Annotated in this window: 17 protein-coding genes and 1 pseudogene; 12 read left to right on the top strand and 6 right to left on the bottom strand. The window is 62.2% G+C overall.

Going from position 1 to position 19217, the window contains the following annotated elements:
- The first annotated feature begins 50 nt into the window (after nt 1-50).
- From ftsZ to F3H98_RS01845, 8 genes are all read left to right on the top strand, one after another.
- Complete coding sequence (ftsZ, locus tag F3H98_RS01880; protein ID WP_149757682.1) at nt 51-1748, top strand: cell division protein FtsZ; 1698 nt, start codon at nt 51-53, stop codon at nt 1746-1748.
- Between the two features lie 286 nt (nt 1749-2034).
- Nucleotides 2035-2973 carry a UDP-3-O-acyl-N-acetylglucosamine deacetylase gene (gene lpxC / locus F3H98_RS01875; RefSeq protein ID WP_149757680.1) on the top strand — a complete coding sequence of 313 codons (939 nt, stop codon included), beginning with the start codon at nt 2035-2037 and terminating at the stop codon, nt 2971-2973.
- Between the two features lie 202 nt (nt 2974-3175).
- Nucleotides 3176-4042, top strand: a complete 867-nt coding sequence (locus tag F3H98_RS01870) for an outer membrane protein assembly factor BamD (protein ID WP_149757678.1) — start codon at nt 3176-3178, stop codon at nt 4040-4042.
- 15 nt (nt 4043-4057) lie between these two features.
- Nucleotides 4058-5737, top strand: a complete 1680-nt coding sequence (gene recN, locus F3H98_RS01865; protein WP_149757676.1) for a DNA repair protein RecN — start codon at nt 4058-4060, stop codon at nt 5735-5737.
- Between the two features lie 100 nt (nt 5738-5837).
- Nucleotides 5838-8051, top strand: a complete 2214-nt coding sequence (gene ligA / locus F3H98_RS01860; RefSeq protein WP_149757674.1) for an NAD-dependent DNA ligase LigA — start codon at nt 5838-5840, stop codon at nt 8049-8051.
- On the top strand, nt 8051-8734 hold the full coding sequence (locus F3H98_RS01855; protein WP_149757672.1) for a TIGR02453 family protein: 684 nt from the start codon (nt 8051-8053) through the stop codon (nt 8732-8734). The genes ligA and F3H98_RS01855 overlap by 1 nt, the downstream gene beginning before the upstream one ends.
- Nucleotides 8735-8855: 121 nt before the next feature.
- A complete protein-coding gene (locus tag F3H98_RS01850) occupies nt 8856-9590 on the top strand; it encodes an AzlC family ABC transporter permease (RefSeq protein ID WP_149757670.1) in 735 nt (244 codons plus the stop codon).
- Entirely contained in the window at nt 9590-9886 is a 297-nt protein-coding gene (locus F3H98_RS01845) for an AzlD family protein (RefSeq protein ID WP_149757668.1), read from the top strand. The genes F3H98_RS01850 and F3H98_RS01845 overlap by 1 nt, the downstream gene beginning before the upstream one ends.
- A gap of 58 nt (nt 9887-9944) precedes the next feature.
- On the opposite strand, the gene F3H98_RS01840 is transcribed toward F3H98_RS01845, so the two are convergent.
- Entirely contained in the window at nt 9945-11774 is a 1830-nt protein-coding gene (locus F3H98_RS01840; protein ID WP_149757666.1) for an aminopeptidase P family protein, read from the bottom strand.
- A gap of 204 nt (nt 11775-11978) precedes the next feature.
- On the opposite strand from F3H98_RS01840, the gene F3H98_RS01835 reads away from it, so the two are divergent.
- Nucleotides 11979-12158 (top strand): hypothetical protein, encoded by a 180-nt coding sequence (locus F3H98_RS01835; protein WP_149757664.1) that lies wholly within the window; start codon nt 11979-11981, stop codon nt 12156-12158.
- A 204-nt stretch (nt 12159-12362) separates the two neighbouring features.
- Here F3H98_RS01835 and F3H98_RS01830 read toward each other — a convergent pair whose 3' ends face one another.
- From F3H98_RS01830 to F3H98_RS30960, 3 genes are all read right to left on the bottom strand, one after another.
- On the bottom strand, nt 12363-13250 hold the full coding sequence (locus F3H98_RS01830; RefSeq protein WP_149757662.1) for a 50S ribosomal protein L11 methyltransferase: 888 nt from the start codon (nt 13248-13250) through the stop codon (nt 12363-12365).
- Between the two features lie 245 nt (nt 13251-13495).
- Complete coding sequence (locus F3H98_RS01825; RefSeq protein WP_149757660.1) at nt 13496-14074, bottom strand: SCO family protein; 579 nt, start codon at nt 14072-14074, stop codon at nt 13496-13498.
- Between the two features lie 39 nt (nt 14075-14113).
- Nucleotides 14114-14275, bottom strand: coding sequence for a hypothetical protein (locus tag F3H98_RS30960; protein ID WP_188130316.1), 162 nt, complete (start codon nt 14273-14275; stop codon nt 14114-14116).
- Between the two features lie 253 nt (nt 14276-14528).
- Between F3H98_RS30960 and F3H98_RS01820 the strand changes: the two genes are divergently transcribed.
- Entirely contained in the window at nt 14529-15017 is a 489-nt protein-coding gene (locus tag F3H98_RS01820; protein ID WP_149757658.1) for a CreA family protein, read from the top strand.
- A gap of 17 nt (nt 15018-15034) precedes the next feature.
- On the opposite strand, the gene F3H98_RS01815 is transcribed toward F3H98_RS01820, so the two are convergent.
- On the bottom strand, nt 15035-15955 hold the full coding sequence (locus F3H98_RS01815; RefSeq protein WP_149757656.1) for an aldo/keto reductase: 921 nt from the start codon (nt 15953-15955) through the stop codon (nt 15035-15037).
- A 120-nt stretch (nt 15956-16075) separates the two neighbouring features.
- On the opposite strand from F3H98_RS01815, the gene F3H98_RS01810 reads away from it, so the two are divergent.
- A complete protein-coding gene (locus tag F3H98_RS01810; protein ID WP_149757654.1) occupies nt 16076-16717 on the top strand; it encodes a DapH/DapD/GlmU-related protein in 642 nt (213 codons plus the stop codon).
- Nucleotides 16718-16896: 179 nt separating this feature from the next.
- On the opposite strand, the gene F3H98_RS01805 is transcribed toward F3H98_RS01810, so the two are convergent.
- Nucleotides 16897-17769 carry an SDR family NAD(P)-dependent oxidoreductase gene (locus F3H98_RS01805; RefSeq protein ID WP_149757652.1) on the bottom strand — a complete coding sequence of 291 codons (873 nt, stop codon included), beginning with the start codon at nt 17767-17769 and terminating at the stop codon, nt 16897-16899.
- A 136-nt stretch (nt 17770-17905) separates the two neighbouring features.
- Between F3H98_RS01805 and F3H98_RS01800 the strand changes: the two are divergent.
- Nucleotides 17906-18323: pseudogene (locus tag F3H98_RS01800) on the top strand (low affinity iron permease family protein).
- Nucleotides 18324-19217 lie beyond the last annotated feature (894 nt).

Genomic DNA, 19217 nt, shown 5'->3' with positions numbered 1-19217 from the left:
AAAGGCGGCCGCGCGGCGAGGCGGCAGGAAAGGCGAAAAGGACGACCAAGATGACCATCAATCTGCAAAAGCCGGACATTACCGAGCTCAAGCCCCGCATCACCGTGTTCGGTGTCGGCGGCGGCGGAGGCAATGCTGTCAACAACATGATCACGGCGGGACTGCGAGGGGTCGAGTTCGTCGTGGCCAACACCGATGCGCAGGCGCTGACCATGTCGAAGGCCGAGCGCATCATCCAGCTCGGCGCCCACGTCACCGAGGGTCTCGGCGCCGGCTCGCAGCCCGAGGTTGGGCGTGCCGCTGCCGAAGAGTGCATCGACGAGATCATCGACCACCTGTCGAACACGCATATGTGCTTCGTTACCGCCGGCATGGGCGGCGGCACAGGCACCGGTGCCGCGCCGGTGGTTGCCCGAGCCGCGCGCGAGAAGGGCATCCTGACCGTCGGTGTCGTGACCAAGCCGTTCCACTTCGAAGGCCAGCGCCGCATGAAGACGGCTGATGCCGGCATCGAGGAATTGATGAAAAGCGTCGACACGCTGATCGTCATCCCGAACCAGAACCTGTTCCGCATCGCCAACGACAAGACCACGTTCGCCGACGCCTTCGCGATGGCCGACCAGGTGCTTTACTCCGGTGTTGCCTGCATCACCGACCTGATGGTCAAGGAAGGCCTGATCAATCTCGACTTCGCCGACGTGCGTTCGGTGATGCGCGAGATGGGCAAGGCGATGATGGGCACCGGCGAAGCGTCGGGCGAGGGCCGCGCAATGGCTGCCGCCGAAGCGGCAATCGCCAATCCGCTGCTCGACGAGACCTCGATGAAGGGCGCCAAGGGCCTGCTGATCTCGATCACCGGCGGCCGCGATCTGACGCTGTTCGAAGTGGACGAAGCCGCGACCCGCATCCGCGAGGAGGTCGATCAGGAAGCCAATATCATCCTTGGCGCGACTTTTGACGAAAGTCTCGAAGGCGTCATTCGCGTGTCGGTCGTGGCGACCGGCATCGACAAGTCGGCCGAGATGTCGGCGCCGCCGCTCGCCATCCGCCAGCCAGCAAAGCCGCAGCCCCAGCAGCGCCCGGCCGCCGAGTTCCGCCCGGCTCCGGAGCCGGTACGCGCCGATCCGGTCGCCGATGCGATCCGCGCGGCCGAAGCGCACGCCGCCGAAGTGGCGCATGCCCGTCAAGCCCACGCACAGCCGGCGGAAGAGTTCCGGCCGGCAAGCAAGCTGTTCCAGCCGGCGCCGGGCACCCAGCCTGTTCAGCAGGCGCCGCAGTTCCAGCAGCCCGCTCAGCAGTTCCAGCAGCCGGCCCCGCAATTCCAGCAGCCGGCTCCACAGCCGGTCGCACAGGTGCAGCAGCGCGAGCCGCAGCCGGTGACGCAGGCGCCTCGCATGCCGCGGGTGGAGGATTTTCCGCCAGTGGTGAAGGCTGAAGTGGCTGCTGCCCGCCGGGCTCCCGAGCAGCAGGAGGACCGCGGTCCGCTTGGCCTCCTGAAGCGCCTGACCAACGGCCTGTCGTCGCGTCGCGAGGAAGAGCCTGCCCGTCTGCAGCCGGCACAGCCGCGCGAGCCGAAGCTGCGCCAGCCGGCGCCGGAGGCCCGCAGGCTGGCCAGCCAGGACCCGCAGGTCTATGCGCCGCGCCGTGGCCAGCTCGACGATCACGGCCGCCTGACGCCGCAGCCGCGCGCCACGCAGGAAGACGATCAGCTGGAGATTCCGGCGTTCCTTCGCCGGCAAGCCAACTGATCCGTTAACGGATCGTAACATTTGTTAACAGGCAGGAGTCCCAACTCCTGCCTGTTGTGTTTTTAAGTAAAGGAGAATCAGGACCTTACAGCGATATCCTCGCCTCTTTGAGCGGTTACACGGGGTAAAAAACCGTGATTTGGAGACTCGTCCACGCATGCTTATCTTCGCCGCTTATCGACAAATGCGTCCCGGACCCTGGGGAGGTGAGCCCGGACACCACGAGAAAAGAGCCGTGCGCCGAGGGTAGGCGAAGCGGTCGGAATCGGGCTTCAAGGGGATCGAATTGCAGGACTATCAGACGACGCTCAAATCACGAGTGACCTTGTCCGGCGTTGGCGTTCATAGCGGCAAACCGGTCACTGTCCAGTTTGGACCAGCGGACGCAGACACCGGCATCGTCTTCCATTGTCTCGGCGCTGAAACGGCCGACAATGAGATCAGGGCGCTGGTTTCGGAGGTCGGCGGCACGGATCTCAGCACCATTCTCGGCGATCCGACCAAGCACCATGTCGCAACCGTCGAACACCTGATGGCGACCGTTTTTGCGCTCGGCATCGACAATCTTTCCATTGACATCGACGGTAGCGAAGTGCCGATCCTGGATGGCAGCTCGGCGATGTTCGTCGAGGCATTTGACCAGGCCGGCATCGAGGTGTTGCAGGCGAAGCGGCGCTATATCCGTATCCTGAAGCCGGTGCGCATCGAAAGCGGCGCCTCTTGGGCCGAGTTCCGCCCCTATGAGGGCACACGTTTCGAGGTCGAGATCGATTTCGAAAGCCCGGCGATCGGCCGCCAGTTCTTCGCGGCCGACCTCAGCGCGGAAATGTTCCGCAGCGAGGTTTCGCGGGCGCGCACCTTCGGTTTCATGAAGGATGTCGAACGGCTTTGGGCGGCCGGCTATGCGCTCGGCTCCTCACTGGAGAACTCCGTGGTGATCGGCGATGACCACCGCATCATCAACATGGAAGGTCTGCGCTATCCTGACGAATTCGTGCGCCACAAGGTACTCGACGCGATGGGCGACCTGGCGTTGGCCGGGGCGCGCTTCATCGGCTGCTTCCGTTCCTATCGCGGCGGCCACAGGTTGAATGCAACGGCGCTGCGCAGCCTTCTCTCCGACCCTTCGGCGTTCGAGATTGTCGAGGCAAGGCGTCGCGAGCGGGGCCGGTCGGCCGAATTGACCGCCGTCAACGCGCCGGTCCACGCACCCTGGATGCTTTGATTCGCTGCATCCGCCGGATTTCTCAATTCGCCGACCGCGCGTGGCTTTCCCGCCGAAAAGCCTGTCGAAAGATCGGCTTGGCGGCGGCTTTGCCACAAAAATGCGCCATTGCCCGGCGATAGCGTTGCCGATGGGGGGCAGTTGTGATTAATGGCTCGCCCATGCCTTCTTTTACGTCGACGCCAGAGGGGCGGAATTGATCATGTTTTTTGAACGAGCAGCGCAGTCGGCGCGACGGATTCGGGTCGCAGCGGCGATGCTTCCGGTGCTGGCGGCGCCATTTTTCGTCTCTGCCTGCGCGTCGGACCAGGATATCGACCTCGCCACCTATGTCGAGCAGACCGACCCTGCGGACGTGCTCTACAACCAGGGTCTTGCCAACATGAACGCCGGCCGCCTCGGCGAGGCGAGCAAGAAATTCTCGGCGATCGACCGCCAGCATCCCTATTCCGAATATGGCCGCAAGGCGCTGGTGATGGGCGCTTTCGCCGACTATCGGCAAGGCAAATACGAAGAAGCCATCAACGACGGCAAGCGCTACGTCCAACTTTATCCCACCGATCCCGACGCGGCGTACGCGCAGTATATCGTCGGCCTCAGCTATTTCCGCCAGATCCGCGACGTGACGCAGGACCAGAAGGAATCGCGCCGCGCCATCGAGGCGATGGAAGAGGTGGTCCAGCGCTGGCCCGATTCTCAGTATGTTGAAGACGCCAAGGCAAAGATTCGTTTCGCTCGCGATCAGCTCGCCGGCAAGGAAATGCAGGTCGGGCGCTACTATCTCGAGCGCCGCGAATACATCGCCGGCATCAAGAGGTTCCGCTATGTGGTGGAGAACTACTCCAATACCCGCCACGTCGAAGAGGCGCTGGCGCGCCTGACCGAAAGCTACTACGCGATGGGGCTGACTTCGGAAGCGCAGACGGCCGCCGCCGTGCTCGGCCACAATTACCCGGACAGCCAGTGGTACAAGGATTCCTTCGCCCTGCTGCAGAAGGGCGGGCTTGAGCCGCGCGAGACCGGAACCTCCTGGATATCCAAGGCCGGGAAGCTGATCACCGGCGCCTGACAATAGCGGGCGTCGATGCTCTCCCAACTGTCGATCCGCGATATTGTTCTGATCGAGCGGCTGGATATCGATTTTTCCTCTGGCCTTTCGGTGCTGACCGGCGAAACCGGCGCCGGCAAGTCCATTCTGCTTGACGCATTGTCGCTGGCGCTCGGCGCCCGCGGTGACGCTTCCCTGGTGCGCCATGGCGCGACGCAAGGCCAGGTGACGGCGGTCTTCGACGTGCCGGTCAACCACGCCGCTCGCGCGCTGCTGGCCGAAAACGCCATCGACGACGATGGCGACGTCATCCTGCGCCGCGTCCAGACGGCTGACGGGCGCACCCGCGTCTTCGTCAACGACCAGCCGGCAAGCGTTTCGCTGATGCGCGATGTCGGTCGGGCGCTGGTGGAAATCCATGGCCAGCACGACGACCGTGCGCTGGTGGACGCTGCGGCGCATCGCGACGTGCTCGATGCGTTCGGCGGCCACGGCAGCGATGTCCGGGCCGTAGCCGAGGCATGGCGCCTTTGGCGCAACGCCGAGCAGGAGCTATCGCGGCATCGTGCCAAGGTGGAGGCTGCGGCGCGCGAGGCCGATTATCTGAGGGCTTCGGTTGCCGAACTGTCGCGGCTCGACCCGCAGCCCGGCGATGAAACCGACCTGTCCGAGCTTCGCGCGACAATGATGCGGGCGGAAAAGATCGCCAGCGATATTCATGACGCGCAAGAAGTGCTCTCCGGCTCCAACGCGCCGTCGCCGCAACTGGCCAGCCTGCTTAGGCGCCTGCAGCGAAAGGCAGCCGAAGTACCTGGGCTGTTGGACGACGTGGTGAAATCGCTGGATGAAGCGCTGCTGTCGCTCGATGCAGCGCAGTCCGGAGTGGAGGCAGCCCTGCGGGCGACAGAATACGATCCGCAAAAACTCGAGCGCACCGAAGAACGGCTTTTCGCCTTGCGGGCGGCGGGCCGCAAACATTCCGTCGCAGTCGACGACCTGGCGGAACTGCGCGACCGCATGGCGGCAGACCTTGCCGATCTCGATGCCGGCGAAGAACGCCTGCATGGACTGGAGAAACAGGCTGTTTCGACACGCGATCTTTACGATACCGCTGCTGCGCAGCTTTCGGAGATGCGCAAATCATCGGCGCTCAATCTCGCCCGGGTGGTTATGGCGGAACTGCCGGCTCTGAAGCTTGAACGCGCCGAATTCATCGTCGAGATGTCGAGCGAGCCGCAAAACCGCTTGCAGGAAGGCATCGACCAGATTGAATTCTGGGTAAGGACAAACCCCGGCACGCGCGCCGGCCCGATGATGAAGGTCGCGTCGGGCGGCGAACTGTCGCGTTTTCTGCTGGCGCTGAAGGTCGCGCTGGCGGACCGAGGTTCCGCACCGACCCTGGTCTTCGACGAGATCGACACCGGCGTCGGCGGCGCGGTCGCCGATGCGATCGGACAGCGGCTGTCGCGGCTCTCCCAGAGGGTGCAGGTTCTGTCGGTCACCCATGCACCGCAGGTCGCAGCGCGTGCCCACACCCACTACCTGATTTCCAAATCCGGCGGCGCCGACAGGGTTTCCACCGGCATCGCCTCGATGGACCGCAAGGCGAGGCAGGAAGAGATCGCCCGCATGCTGGCCGGCGCCACAATCACCGAAGAGGCCCGCGCGGCTGCCGAGCGGCTGCTCAGCGAGAACACCGCCGCCGCTGCGTCGTGAACTGTCGGGAGTGATCCGGCGGGCGATTGTCGGCGGTTTACTTTTTCGGCGAATTTGCCAATGACTCTGGCAATTCCACATTCAGCCGAAAAGCCTCGTCATGTCCGAAAGCCAAAAACCCGTCGACACCCTCACCGTCGAAGAGGCCACGCGGGAGCTTGCCCTGCTCGCGACCGAAATTGCCGAGCACGACCGCCGTTATCACATGGAGGATGCGCCGACGATAACGGACGCCGAGTATGATGCGCTCAGGATACGCAACGCAGAGATAGAAGCGCAGTTTCCGGAACTGGTGCGGCAGGACAGCCCGACCGGCTCGGTTGGTGCTCCGCCCGCGGAAGGTTTTGCCAAGGTGCGGCATGCGGTGCCGATGCTCAGCCTCGCCAAGGCCTACACCGACCAGGATGTGGTCGACTTCCTGGAGCGTGCGAAACGCTTCTTCGAGCGAGACAAGGAGCTCGACATCGCCTTCACCGCCGAGCCCAAGATCGACGGTCTGTCGGCGTCGCTCCGCTATGAGAACGGGATTTTCGTGCAGGGCGCCACGCGCGGCGACGGCACTGTGGGCGAGGATATCACGACGAACCTGAAGACGATCGCCGACATTCCCCACAAGCTGAAGGGCTCAGGCTGGCCGGAGGTGATCGAGATCCGCGGCGAAGTTTACATGACCTACGCCGAGTTCCAGGCATTGAAGGAACGCTCGGCTGCGATGGGCGGGCAGGACTACGTCAATCCACGCAACACCGCGGCCGGCTCGCTGCGCCAGAAGGACGCCTCGGTCACCGCCAGCCGCAACCTCAAATTCTTCGCCTATGCCTGGGGCTACACGACCGAGGACCCGGCGCCAACGCAGTTCGATTCGGTGCAGAAATTCGCCGAATGGGGCTTCAAGATCAGCCCGTTGATGGTGCGTGCGAAATCGGTCGACGACCTGATCGCGCAGTATAAACTGATCGAGGCGCAGCGCTCCTTGCTCGGCTACGACATTGACGGTGTCGTCTACAAGGTCGACCAGCTCGACCTGCAGCGCCGCTGGGGTTTCGTCACCGGCGAGCCGCGCTGGGCAGTCGCCCACAAGTTCCCGGCTGAACAGGCGACGACAACGGTGCGGCAGATCGATATCCAGGTCGGGCGGACCGGCACGCTGGCGCCGGTCGCACGCCTCGACCCCGTCAGTGTTGGCGGCGTCACCGTGGTCAACGTCACGCTACACAACGAGGATTACATCGCCGGCAAGGACAGCAACGGTTTGCCGATCCGCGACGGCAAGGATATCCGCATCGGCGACACAGTCATCATCCAGCGGGCGGGCGACGTCATTCCGCAGATCGTCGATGTCATCCTCGAAAAGCGGCCGGCCGACGCAAAACCGTATGAGATGCGGCACACCTGCCCAATCTGCGGTTCGCCTGCGACGCGCGAAATCAACGAGAAGACTGGCAAGGAAGATTCGCGGCGGCGCTGCACGGGAGAGCTGATCTGCCCGGCGCAGGCGGTCGAAGCGTTGCGTCACTTTGTGTCGCGGGGCGCGATGGACATCGAGGGCCTCGGCGCCGAGAACATCGACCTGTTCTTCAACGCAGGTCTTCTCAAGACGGCCGCCGATATCTTTACGCTGAGGGATCGGCGCGCCGAGGTGCAGCAGACGCTGTTCGAGAAACGAGAGGCGCAGGCGCAGGCGCGCGAGGCTGCCAAGGGCACGACGCGCAAGAAGGTGCTCTCCGCGGAGGAGCGGACTTACGAAGGTCTCGACAAGCTCTTCGCCGCGATCGACGCACGGCGCGAACCGGAACTCGACCGGTTCATCTTCGCCCTCGGCATCCGCCACATCGGCGAAACCACCGCCGCGGTGCTCGCCAAGACCTTCTCGACCGTCGAGGAGTTCATTCGCGTCGGCAATGAGACTGCTGCTGCGGACGATCCGCATACAGTCTTCCCCTCGATCAACGGCATCGGCGATACCGTGATCGGCGCGCTGCGCGATTTCTTCGGCAACGAGCGGAACGATGATGTGCTGGATGCGCTTCTCCAGCAGGTCAGCCCAAAGCCCTACATCGTCAGCGTGTCGGCCGACAGCCAGGTCGCAGGCAAGACCATCGTATTCACCGGATCGCTTGAGAAGATGTCGCGCGGTGAGGCTAAGGCGATGGCCGAACGGCTGGGCGCCAAGGTCGCGGGCTCGGTGTCTGCGAAGACTGACCTTGTCGTCGCCGGCCCCGGCGCGGGCTCGAAACTGAAGCTGGCGTCTGAACTCGGGATCGAGGTGATCGACGAGGATCAATGGTTCGAGAGGGTCGCCGGGTCGTCCTGATGAACAGCGAATTCAAGGGGTTCGGCAAGGATGCCCTCCCTTTCCTCAAAGCGCTTGGATTCCACCAGAGCCGGGAGTGGTTCCAGGAGAATCGTGGCCTTTTCGAGCGGGAGTTGCGGGAGCCGTTCGGCGATCTCGTGGAAACACTTGCCGAGCGTTTCAGTGCGCTTGGGCTCGGCCTCAAGGGGGACCGCAAGAAGTCGATGTTCCGGATCACACGGGACGTCCGCTTCGCCAAGGACAAGCGACCCTATAACCAGCACCTCTCGGCGATCCTTTCGCCCGATGGCACAAAGACGTCCGAAGGCGTTTTGTTCGTCTACATCGGCATCGACCGGTGTTTCGCGGGCCTCGCCTGGTGGCAGTCGCGACCGGAGCTCCTGCAGGCGATGCGCAATGCCGTCGTGGCGCGGCCCGAGGAATTCCGGGCGATGGTCGATGCGTTGCGGCGAAACGGTCTCGAGCTCGGGGACGACGAGCGCTTGAAGCGACTGCCGCGCGGTTTCGAGCGGGTGGCGGACGCAGACCTCGGCGAGGCTGTTCGCAACCGGCATTTCCTCGTTCGGCATGCGATCGATCCGGCAGACATACACAGCGCTGAACTTGTCGACGAGCTCGTCAATTTCACGCTGCGGGCAAAACCGCTGCTCGACTGGGGCAGGGCGATAGAAGGCCGGATTTAGGAGCCACCGCGACGAGGAGTTTTGCGGATAGGTTCACGATCTTTCATGGTCTGCTCAAGCGAATTCATGTGACAGATTGGCAGCGGCTCCCTACATAACCCTGCATTTCCCGGGAGATAAGATGTCTGTCAATGCCAACGTCGAAGCCGCCAGGGCCACTGGCGCGAGCGAATTCTGGGCTGGAGCGCGCGCCTGCGTACCGGTGCTCGTCGCTGTGCTTCCGTTCGGCCTTCTGTTCGGCGCGCTGGCGGTCGACAACGGGTTCACCGTCGCGGAAGCGGTGCTGATGAGTGCAACAGTCTATGGCGGCGCCAGCCAGATGGTCGGCATCGAACTGTTCGGCCAGAAGATCGCGCCCTGGCTGATCGTCGTTTCCATTTTTGCGGTGAACTTCCGCCACGTGCTTTATTCGGCAGCCTTCGGGCGCCGTATCGGCCATTGGTCCGGCTTGCAGCAGGCGCTCGGCTTCTTCCTGCTCAGCGATCCGCAATTCGCTGAGACCGAGCGCAAGGCGGAGGACGGGCGCCGCTTGAGTTTTGCCTGGTATATCGGCTTCGGCGCTCCGGTCTGGCTGGCATGGGTCGTCGAGACCGCCATTGGCGGCTATTTCGGCGGCCTGATTTCCGATCCGCATGCGATAGGCCTCGACTTCCTTCTGCCGATCTATTTCCTCGGCCTGGTCATGGGGTTCCGAAAACGGCCGTTCTGGCTGCCGGTGGTGCTGGCAAGTGCCGTCGCTTCGATGCTTGCCTACAAATTCGTCGGATCGCCGTGGCACGTCTCGATCGGCGCCGTGGCGGGCATCCTGCTCGCAGCGGTCGCGGCTCCTGTCGATGGCGAGAAGAGGAAAGCCTGATGAGCACCACCGTTTGGATCGTGCTTGCCGGCGCGGTCGTTACCTATCTGACGCGTGTCGGCGGCCATCTGGTGCTGTCGCGCTTCGAACGCATCCATCCGCGCGTCGAGGCGGGCCTCAATGCGGTTCCGGCGGCCGTCCTGACCACCCTGGTGGCTCCGGCAGTGCTTTCGGCCGGGCCGTCCGAACTGATCGCGTTGGCTGTCGCCGGCATCGTAGCGTTGCGCGGCGGCATGATGTCGATGTTCCTGTCGGGCGCCGCCGTGCTGATCGCTCTGCGCTACTTCATCGGATAGGCCCGTTGAGATTCAGGTGATGCCGGCCTGACCTGAACCTCAACCAACTGCTGAAAGATCAACCGATTGGCGCCGTCGCCGCCTCCAGCCATTTCAGTTCCTCGCCGCCGACCATCGGGGCGATTTCGTCCATGACGCGGGCGTGATAGGCGTTCAGCCATGCCAGTTCCTCGGGGCTGAGCAGATCCGACCTTACCAGCCGCCGGTCGATCGGCACCAGCGTCAGCGTCTCGAAGCCATGCATGGCGATGTCGCCGCCGGATATCTGCTGGGCGGGGGTAACGAGGATCAGGTTTTCGATACGGATGCCGTAGTGGCCTTCCTTGTAGTAGCCGGGCTCGTTGGAAAGCATCATGCCTTCGAGCAGCTTTTCGGTGCCGGTCTTGGCGATACGCTGCGGTCCTTCATGCACCGAAAGGTAGGAGCCGACGCCGTGGCCGGTGCCGTGGGCGAAGTCGAGGCCTGCCTTCCAGTGGGCGATACGGGCGAAGGCATCGATGTCCTGCCCGCGCGTACCGGCGGGAAACCGCAGGATGGAAATGGCGATCATGCCCTTGAGCACGATGGTGAAGCGTTCGCGCATTTCGTCGGTTGGCGTGCCGATCGCCATGGTGCGGGTGATGTCGGTGGTGCCGTCCTGATATTGCGCGCCTGAATCGAGCAGGAACAGCTCTCCTGCATTGATCTTGCGGTTGGACTGGCGCGACACCCGGTAGTGCATGATGGCGCCGTTCGGCCCGGCCCCGGAGATGGTGTCGAAAGAAACGTCGCGAAGCGGCATTTGGGTTTCCCGCCCGACCGTGGCGCGGCTTTCCTCCAGTTTCGTCACCACCGTGATCTCGTCCAGCGAGCCGGCCGGCTGGCGGTCGAGCCAGCATAGCAGCTTGATCACAGCCGCGGCGTCGCGCCGGTGCGCTGCGCGCGCGCCGGCGATCTCAGCCTGGTTCTTGGTGGCGCGGGGCAGGCGGGCCGGATCCGTCGCCGCGACGACGCTGCCGCCATTGTCTTCGATCAGCATGCGCAGGCGGTCGGCAGCGAGTGCAGAATCCAGCGCGATCCTGGCGCCGGACTTGGCCAGCCGCGTCAGTTCGGCCTCGAGCGCACCTGGCTGATAAAGGTCGGTCAACTGGGTGAGGTAGGCTTCGGTCTCGCGCGGCAGCTTGCGCTTGTCCATGAACAACAGATGCGGGCCTTCGGCTGCGAGGATGGCGAAGCCGAGGGCCAGCGGCGTGTGCGGCACGTCGTTGCCGCGGATGTTGAAGGTCCAGGCGACGGATGAGGGGTCGGTAAGCACGGCATGGGTCGCGCCTTCCTTCGATAGTCCGGCCGCGAGGCGAGCGAGCTTGTCCTTGGCGATTTCGCCCGCCAGCGCATTCGGGTGGATTTCGACTGGCGCCAGCGGCGGTTTCGGCTGATCGGTCCAAAGGATGTCGATGGGGTTGCGCTGAAGCGGCACCAGTGCGGCTCCGACCTTTTCAGCGGAAGCCTTCAAAGCCTTGACGTCGCCCACCGTGTGCAGCCAGGGGTCGAATCCGATCCGCGCGCCCTTGCCGAGATTGTCCCGCATCCAGACCGGCGGCGGCGTTTCAATCAGGTTTTCGACGGTGAAGATCGACATGTCGACCTCGCCGCGCACCTGCAATTGATAGCGGCCATCGACGAAGATGTAGGCGCGATCGCGCATGATCAGCGCGACGCCGGCCGAGCCGGTGAAGCCGGTCAGCCAGCGCAGCCGTTCGGAACGCGCGGCGACATATTCGCCCTGATGTTCGTCGGCGCGCGGCACCAGGAAGCCGTCGAGATTGTTTGCAGCCAGCCATTCGCGCAGCGCCGCGATACGCGGCGGGTTCAGCGTCGGATCGCTTTTGGCGTCAAAGGTCTGGAACATCGGTGTCGCGTCCTTCGGGATTCTTCTCAGGGCGCCGCGACGCTAAACGCCGCGCGGGCGGCTTGCAACGTCCCGCTGCTGGTCCAGTTGCAGCCATCCGCAAAAAGCGATGGGTGCCATGCAGCTTCGGGCCTGCTCATACGGGTCGGGCATACCTACCTATATTTGCGTGGAGGACATGCTGATTCCGAAAGGAGACAGACAATGGCTACCAGGACCAAAGGTTTTTTTGCCGGCGCGCTCAACAACCTCATTGCCTCGCGTGACCACCAGGCCCAGCGTTATGTCAACGGCGCACTGCTGATGCTCGACGACGCAACACTGAGAGTTCATGGCTACAAGCGTGATGAATTGAAGAAGTGGTCGAGCGCTTACATCATCTGATTGCCCGAAAGGCGGCTCCGGCTAGTGCCCCAATTCTGAAATTCGCTTGAGTTCGATATCAAGCACCGAGCGAATTTCAGAATCAAAGGGCACTAGCAACTTATTGATTCTAGTGTCGTTCCGATTTCGAAGTTCGCCTGGGAGATTGATATCGACAATGAAGCGAACTTCGAAATCACGACACTAGCCGCCTTTTGCAACCGGTCAGCGCTTCAGATGGAGCGTAACCCAGTCTTCGCGCGGCAGGGTGCGGACATGGCGGAATTTCTGCCCGGCATAGGCTGCGATCACTGCGTTACGCTGGCGGCCGAGAATTCCGGAGAGAATGAGTGAACCGCCGGGCGCGACGTGCCTGGCCATCTCCGGCGCCAGCTTCATCAGCGGCCTGGCGAGGATGTTGGCGACGATCAGATCGAACGGCGCCCATCTGGCGAACACCGGATGATGGAAGCCGGTGGCCGTCTCGGTCTCAACATAGGCGCTTACCTCGTTCAACCTGACATTTTGTGCGGCCACAGCCGTTGCCACCGGGTCGATATCGGTGGCAAGCACCGGGATATGCGCCATCTTGGCCAGTCCGATAGCCAGCACGGCGCTGCCGGTGCCGAGATCGAGCGCGTTGGTCGGGCGCTCCCGCCTGGCGACTTCCCAGATCATGTCGAGGCAACCGGATGTGGTGCCGTGATGCCCGGTGCCGAAGGCAAGCCCGGCCTCGATCTCGATCGACAGGTCGCCGATGCGGCGCTTGTCGCGGTCATGCGCGCCATGAACGAAGAAGCGGCCGGCGCGTACTGGTTTTAATCCTTCGAGCGACAGCGCCACCCAGTCGGTGTCGGGCAGCACCTCGCGTCCGAGCGCGATGCCCGGAGCGATGTCGCCGAGGACATCACGAATGCGCTCTTCGACAGCGTCGATATGGCCATCGGCATAAAGCGAGACTTCGTGGATATCCCTAGCCTCGTCGAGTTCCACCACGGCCAGCGGAAAACCATCTTCCTCGAAGGCGGTTTCGAGCGCGGCATAGATGCGGTTTGCCTCGGTACGCGACGCGACGAGGTGGAGACGGGTCTGGGTGGGCTGCTTTTCGGACATTAAAACCCCGGCATTTTCTAGTGTCCCGATTCTGAAATTCGCCATCGTTCGATATCAGAGGCAGTGCGAATTTCAGGATCGAAAGGACACTAGCAACTTATTGATTTCTAGTGTCGTTTTGATTTCGAAGTTCGCTCGGAGCGCTATATCGAAGTGATCCGAACTTCGAAATCACGACACTAGCCGCATCAACACGTTTCCGGACCGGAGCGCAACCCAGCCTCCGGTCCGGTGCGGCTTGGGGCTCAGCCTTCGGTGGCGAGGCGCTTCAGTTTGGCGAGCGCGGTGTCCGGATTTTCCTCGTAGGCAATGGTGCCGGCGAAATCGCCACCATTCGACAGGAGAAGCACAGATGCCGTGTGGTCCATCGTGTAATCGCCGCCATCGAGCGGCACTTTCTTCGAATAAATGCCGAAAGACTTGGTCATCGCGGCGATCTTTTCGGGGCTGCCGGTGATGCCAGTAATGCGGTCGGAAACATTGGAGACATAAGCGTCCAGGACTTCCGGCGTGTCGCGCTCGGGATCGACCGTGACGAAGTAAACCCTGATGTTCTTGCCTTCGTCGCCGAGCTTCTTCAGCAGGCCGTCGAGTTCGAAAAGCGTGGTCGGGCAGATTTCGGGGCAGTGCGTGAAGCCGAAGAACACTGCCGTGGGCTGGTCGCGGAAAGCTGCTTCGGTGATTTCCGCTCCCTTCTGGTCAACCAGGCTGAAGGCTGCGCCATAAGGCTCGCCGCCATTCATGGTGCGATACCACTGGAAGGTGATGAAGCCGACCCCGGCCGCCATGAGGACCAGTATGCCGATAAGGATGGAGCGCATCATAGGAATTGTCCGGGTTTGGGAATTGGGAAGGGGAAAGGCTCAGAAACACCAGGAAAGGCCGGTTTCGGCCATCGTCATCAGGATGGCGGCGCCGTTTTCGACCCACGCCGCGAAGGCAACGCCGGTCGCGGCGGCAACCGCGAGAACGGCCAGGCCGATCTTGACGGCCGGGGACAGCAACTTTCGAGGCGAAATTTTCATCGCCGAATAATAGCGCGTTTCGCCGATACGCGAAAAGGCGGTTTGTTGCCGCGGATGGGACGTCCGATTGAGCCAGTAGCGGGAGGATTTTCTTGCAACCGGCGACGCGCGGACCCATTTTCGCGATCCTGGAGCCTGTTCCATTCCGATCGAATCGGAATGGGCTCCAGTTTTATTGTTGGAGCATGATCTTTCCGAAAACTGGTTTCCACTTTTCGGGATCATGCTCTAGCGTCGAGCAGGGAGAACCGAAATGACCCGCACCTTTGCCGGAATCGCAGTGGCAGCCATCGTTGCCGGCATCCTGCCTGCGTCAGCCCAGCAGGTTGGCGAGGTCGGCGTCGACTGGCTCGGCAACGACATCATCATCGAGGCGGTAAAAGATCCGGGCGTCGAGGGCGTGACCTGCCACGTCTCCTATTTCGAGCGTGGTGTCGTCGATCGGCTGCAGAAGGGCAACTGGTTCGAAGACCCTTCGGATTCCGCCATCTCCTGTCAGCAGACGGGGCCGATCAAGATCGGCGACATCAACCTGGGCGAGGGGGGAGAAGAGGTCTTCAAGCAGGGCATCAGCCTGATCTGGAAGAAGCAGGTGGTGAACCGCATCTACGACAAGGCGAACGACACGCTCGTCTATCTCTCGCATTCGCGGCAGGTGCAGGACGGCTCCGCCAAGATGGCGATCTCGACAGTGCCCCTTTATGGCCAGCAGGTGGTCTGGGAAAAGGGCAAGCCCCAGTAGGCATTCCCGCCCTACATTTAAGCCACTTCGCGGCCTTCGCTGGCCTCGAGAATGGCGAACCATTGCTGGCGGTCGAGCACGATGTCGAGCGCTCTCACCATGCCGGCCATGCGGTCGGGTTTGAGGCTGCCCAGCACCGGCACCAACCTTGCCGGATGGCGTAACAGCCAGGCCAGCGCGATGGCTGAAATATCCTTCTCGCCGATTTCATCTCCCACGGTTGACAGTGCGGTGCGGACCGCCTGTTCGCGGCTGCCGGAACCGGTGAACAGCCCGCCGCCGCCCAAGGGCGACCAGATCATGGGGGCGTAGCCAAGGCGTTGCGAATGGTCGAGGCTGCCATCGGCAAGCGGATCCGTATGGAGGACGGACATCTCGATTTGGTTGGTGACAATGGGAAAAGGCAGCCGGGAAGCGAGTAGATCGATCTGCGACGGCGTGAAATTCGATACGCCGACGGCGCGGATTTTCCCGGACTTGACGAGACGGGCAAGCGCTTCGGCGGTCTCGCCGGCATCCATCAACGGGTCAGGCCGGTGCAGCAGAAGGATGTCGATATAGTCGATGTTGAGGTTGAGTAGGGAGCGATCCACCGAAGCGGCGATATGGGCTGCGCTGGTGTCGTAGTGCTTCACCCGGTTTGCCGGGCGGTTCGCCGATTTCAACATGATATCGCATTTGGTGATCAGCTCGACCGATTCCCGCCGTCCGGCCCAGCGCCTGAACCCGGCGCCGAAGGCGGCCTCGACCTCGTAATTGCCGTAGATATCGGCATGGTCGAAGCTCGTCATCCCGAGGTCGAGCGCGGCGGCGATGAGGCGTGCGACGCTGTCGGCATCGGGTTTATCGTCGCCATCCAGAAGCCGCCAGATGCCGAGGACCAGCCTGGACAGTGACGGTCCGTCCTTGGCCAATGCGATGCGCCGGTCATATGCCATTTCTCATGCCTCATTTTCATTGCCTGGCGACCCTGCGCGATCGTTTTTGGCTTGGCAAGGTTCTCCGATCAGGCCGGTCATGGCCTTGCCGGTTTAGGCGGCGCGGCGTAAAGCCCGCGCATGGACGAGATGGCCGATCTTCGCTTCAAGGACCCCGAACCACGCATCCACCCCACGGCGGAGCTGAAATCCTGCCGTCTCGGGCGTTATGCGGCGATCGGCGAACGCGTGGTGCTGCGCGAGGTGAGCGTCGGCGATTTTTCCTATTTCGAGCGCCACGCCGAAGCGATCTACACGGTGATCGGCAAGTTCTGCTCCATTGCGGCGAACACCCGCATCAATGCGCTGGAACACCCGATCGAGCGGGTGACGGCGCACAAGCTCACCTACCGCCCGAACGAATATTTCCGCTATCTCGGCGTCGACAACGCGTTTCGCGACAGGCGGCGCGCCAAGCAGGTGAATATCGGCCACGATGTCTGGATCGGCCACGGCGCCGTCATCATGCCTGGTATTTCCATCGGCAATGGCGCGGTGATCGGCGCCAACGCTGTGGTGACGCGCGATGTCGGAGCTTATGAGATCGCTGCGGGCGCGCCTTCGCGCAAAATCAGGATGCGTTTCCCGCCCGAAATCGCCGAGCGCCTGCAGAGGCTGGCATGGTGGGACTGGCCGGTCGAGCGGCTGTTCGATGCCATACCGGACATGCAGACCTTGCCTGTCGAAGAGTTTCTCGACCGCTGGGAGAAACCGGCTTCCTGAGGCTCTCCCGCGAGGTGCCCCTTCCGCCGGCTGGGGGTGACAGGGGCGGAAGGGGTGAGGCCGCGTCTAAGCGGAAGCACGGGACGGAAGCCCGTAAGAACAGGATTTACAACATATCCGGAAAAGGAAGGATATCATGCAACTCTAGGTTTGGTTGTGTTGGGTTGCAGATAGGCCGATCACTTTTTCAGGAACGACGCAAACGCCTCCTTGTGGTCGGGATGCCAGCGTGAGAGCGCCGGGCGGTTTTCGATGATATCGCCGATCGCCCAGGCCATGCGGCGCTCGTCCATCTCGCGGGTCGCTTCGTTGTCTGGGCAGAGAATGTAGAAATCGCCGCGGGCCATGCTTTCCAGCATGAATTCGGCGACCTGGTCGCCAGTCCAGGCGCTGGCCGGCTTTTCGGTGGCGCCGGTGGTCAGCCCGGTGAAGGTGAAACCAGGGATCAGGAGATGCACCGCAATGTTGGCGTCTGGCGTGTTGCGCAACTCGTGCGCCAGGCCCTCGGTGTAGGTCTTCAGCGCCGCCTTCGAGACATTGTAGGCGAGGTTACCGGGGGGCGTGGTGATGCCCTGCTTGGAGCCGGTGTTGACAATAATGCCGGCCGAACCCTGCGCCAGCATTCTCGGCGCAAACGCCTCGACGCCATGGACAGCGCCCCAGAAGTTGGTGTCGATGAGCTTGCGCCAGGCGTCGCGATCCTCCCATGGCTTGCCGGGATTGTTGCCGACGCCGGCATTGTTCATCAGAAACGACACTTCGCCGAAGCGCGCATAGGCCGCTTCGGCAAGTCGGGCGAGATCCTCCGGTTCCGAGACATCGCAGACGACGGCCATGGCATCGCCATCCTCGCCGGAGTTGGCAAGCGCGATCGCCGCGACTTCGCCGGCGGCCAGGTCGAGCTGCGCCTTGTCGCGGTCGGCCAGCACAACTTTCATGTGCAGGGCAGCGAGTTGCCGGGCGACCGCGAGGCCGATGCCGCTGGCCGCACCAGTGATGACGGCGACATGGCCTGGGGCGAGTGCTGGCAGGGCATATCTTTCGGCTGTCATGGCAGGCTCCATTCCGCGAGTGAGGTTCCCAACAATCTAGCGGCACGACGCGAATTTGGCACGCGCCGATGACGGCTGGGAACCCAAAGTTCTCCTGGCGATTATCCCTGACGCGTCGACAGGACGATTGCCCACCATGATCCTGGAAAAACCGTTCACAAAGATCGCCAACCGGGTCGCCTATGCGACCGGCACCCCGATTGCCTTTGTAATCTGCTGTCTTGTGGTTGTGGTTTGGGCCGTGACCGGCCCGATCTTCGACTATTCCGACACCTGGCAACTGATCATCAACACCGGCACCACAATCGTCACCTTCCTGATGGTGTTTCTTATCCAGAACACCCAGAACCGCGACGGCGCCGCAATCCAGGCCAAGCTCGAACGAACTCATCCGGGTGAGCGAGGGGCACAATTACTTCATCGGCATCGAACATCTCACGGAGACCGAGGTCGAGGAATTCCGAGACAAATGCGAGAGGGCGGCACTGGAACATGACCGCAAGGGGCGGGCGACCGGCCGCAAGCAGGAGAAAGCCCGGGAGAGACGCGGGTGAAACGTTGCAACGCGCTGTAGCGCGGCTCTACGGGAGAAGTAAGCTATGAAATCGGGGGCTTGCTAGCTGCGTTTGCAGCGTTGCGCGTTCGCGTTGCTTATAGCGGATCGTGTCAATTACTTGGAATAATGAATAGAAATGGTTGCGGCGTCCAGAGCGATGGCGCTTCCACCAAGGGCCAGTTACCTCATCCAGTCATATCGCCCCAATTTCACAAGTGAGCCACTGGCTTCATTATAAGAGGAAGCCATCCTAATCTCAGTTTATGCTTCACCGGACCAGCGGTGTGAGAACAAACTTGCTGTTAAATCTTATTCGCCGTAATATTCACGCCGATGGCGAAGGTGATCAACCATGACTGACGAGCCAAAGCCTCAAGTCTGGTGGCAAAGCTTTCCCGTGATTTTGGGGGCAGTGACTGGCTTGATCACGGCAGTCGCAGGTCTCCTGGCTGCTTACACCGAGTTCCGCCGCCCAGACCCCCTAGATCCCCCTCCTTCAAAGCATGAAGATAGTAAGTCCGATCGATCAGAGACTGATCCGCCACCTTCGCCTCCTCCACCTCCACCTCCACCTCCACCTCCACCTCCTCCCCCACCTCCACCGCCGGAAATTGATCTGAGCGGGCATTGGCGGGATACCCGTGGGAATGAATATTTTGTGCAGCAACAGGGGAATTCACTCACTTTCACCGTGAGAGGAGTGTCATGTTTGCTTACGCACGTGACAGCTTCTGGAAGCGGCACAATTACAGGGACATCGATCGTAACCGAATTTACGACTAGTCTTCCATCAGAGGGGTACTGCAACGGCGCTATATACGGGAGTGGAACACGCACTGAATCTGATTGTTCCGATACTGTGTGTGGAAGCTACCATATCTCCTCAACTCGC

Source organism: Neomesorhizobium albiziae, from assembly GCF_900114255.1.
Classification (GTDB): Bacteria; Pseudomonadota; Alphaproteobacteria; order Rhizobiales; family Rhizobiaceae; genus Neomesorhizobium; species Neomesorhizobium albiziae.
This window is presented reverse-complemented; position numbering and strand designations above follow the sequence as displayed.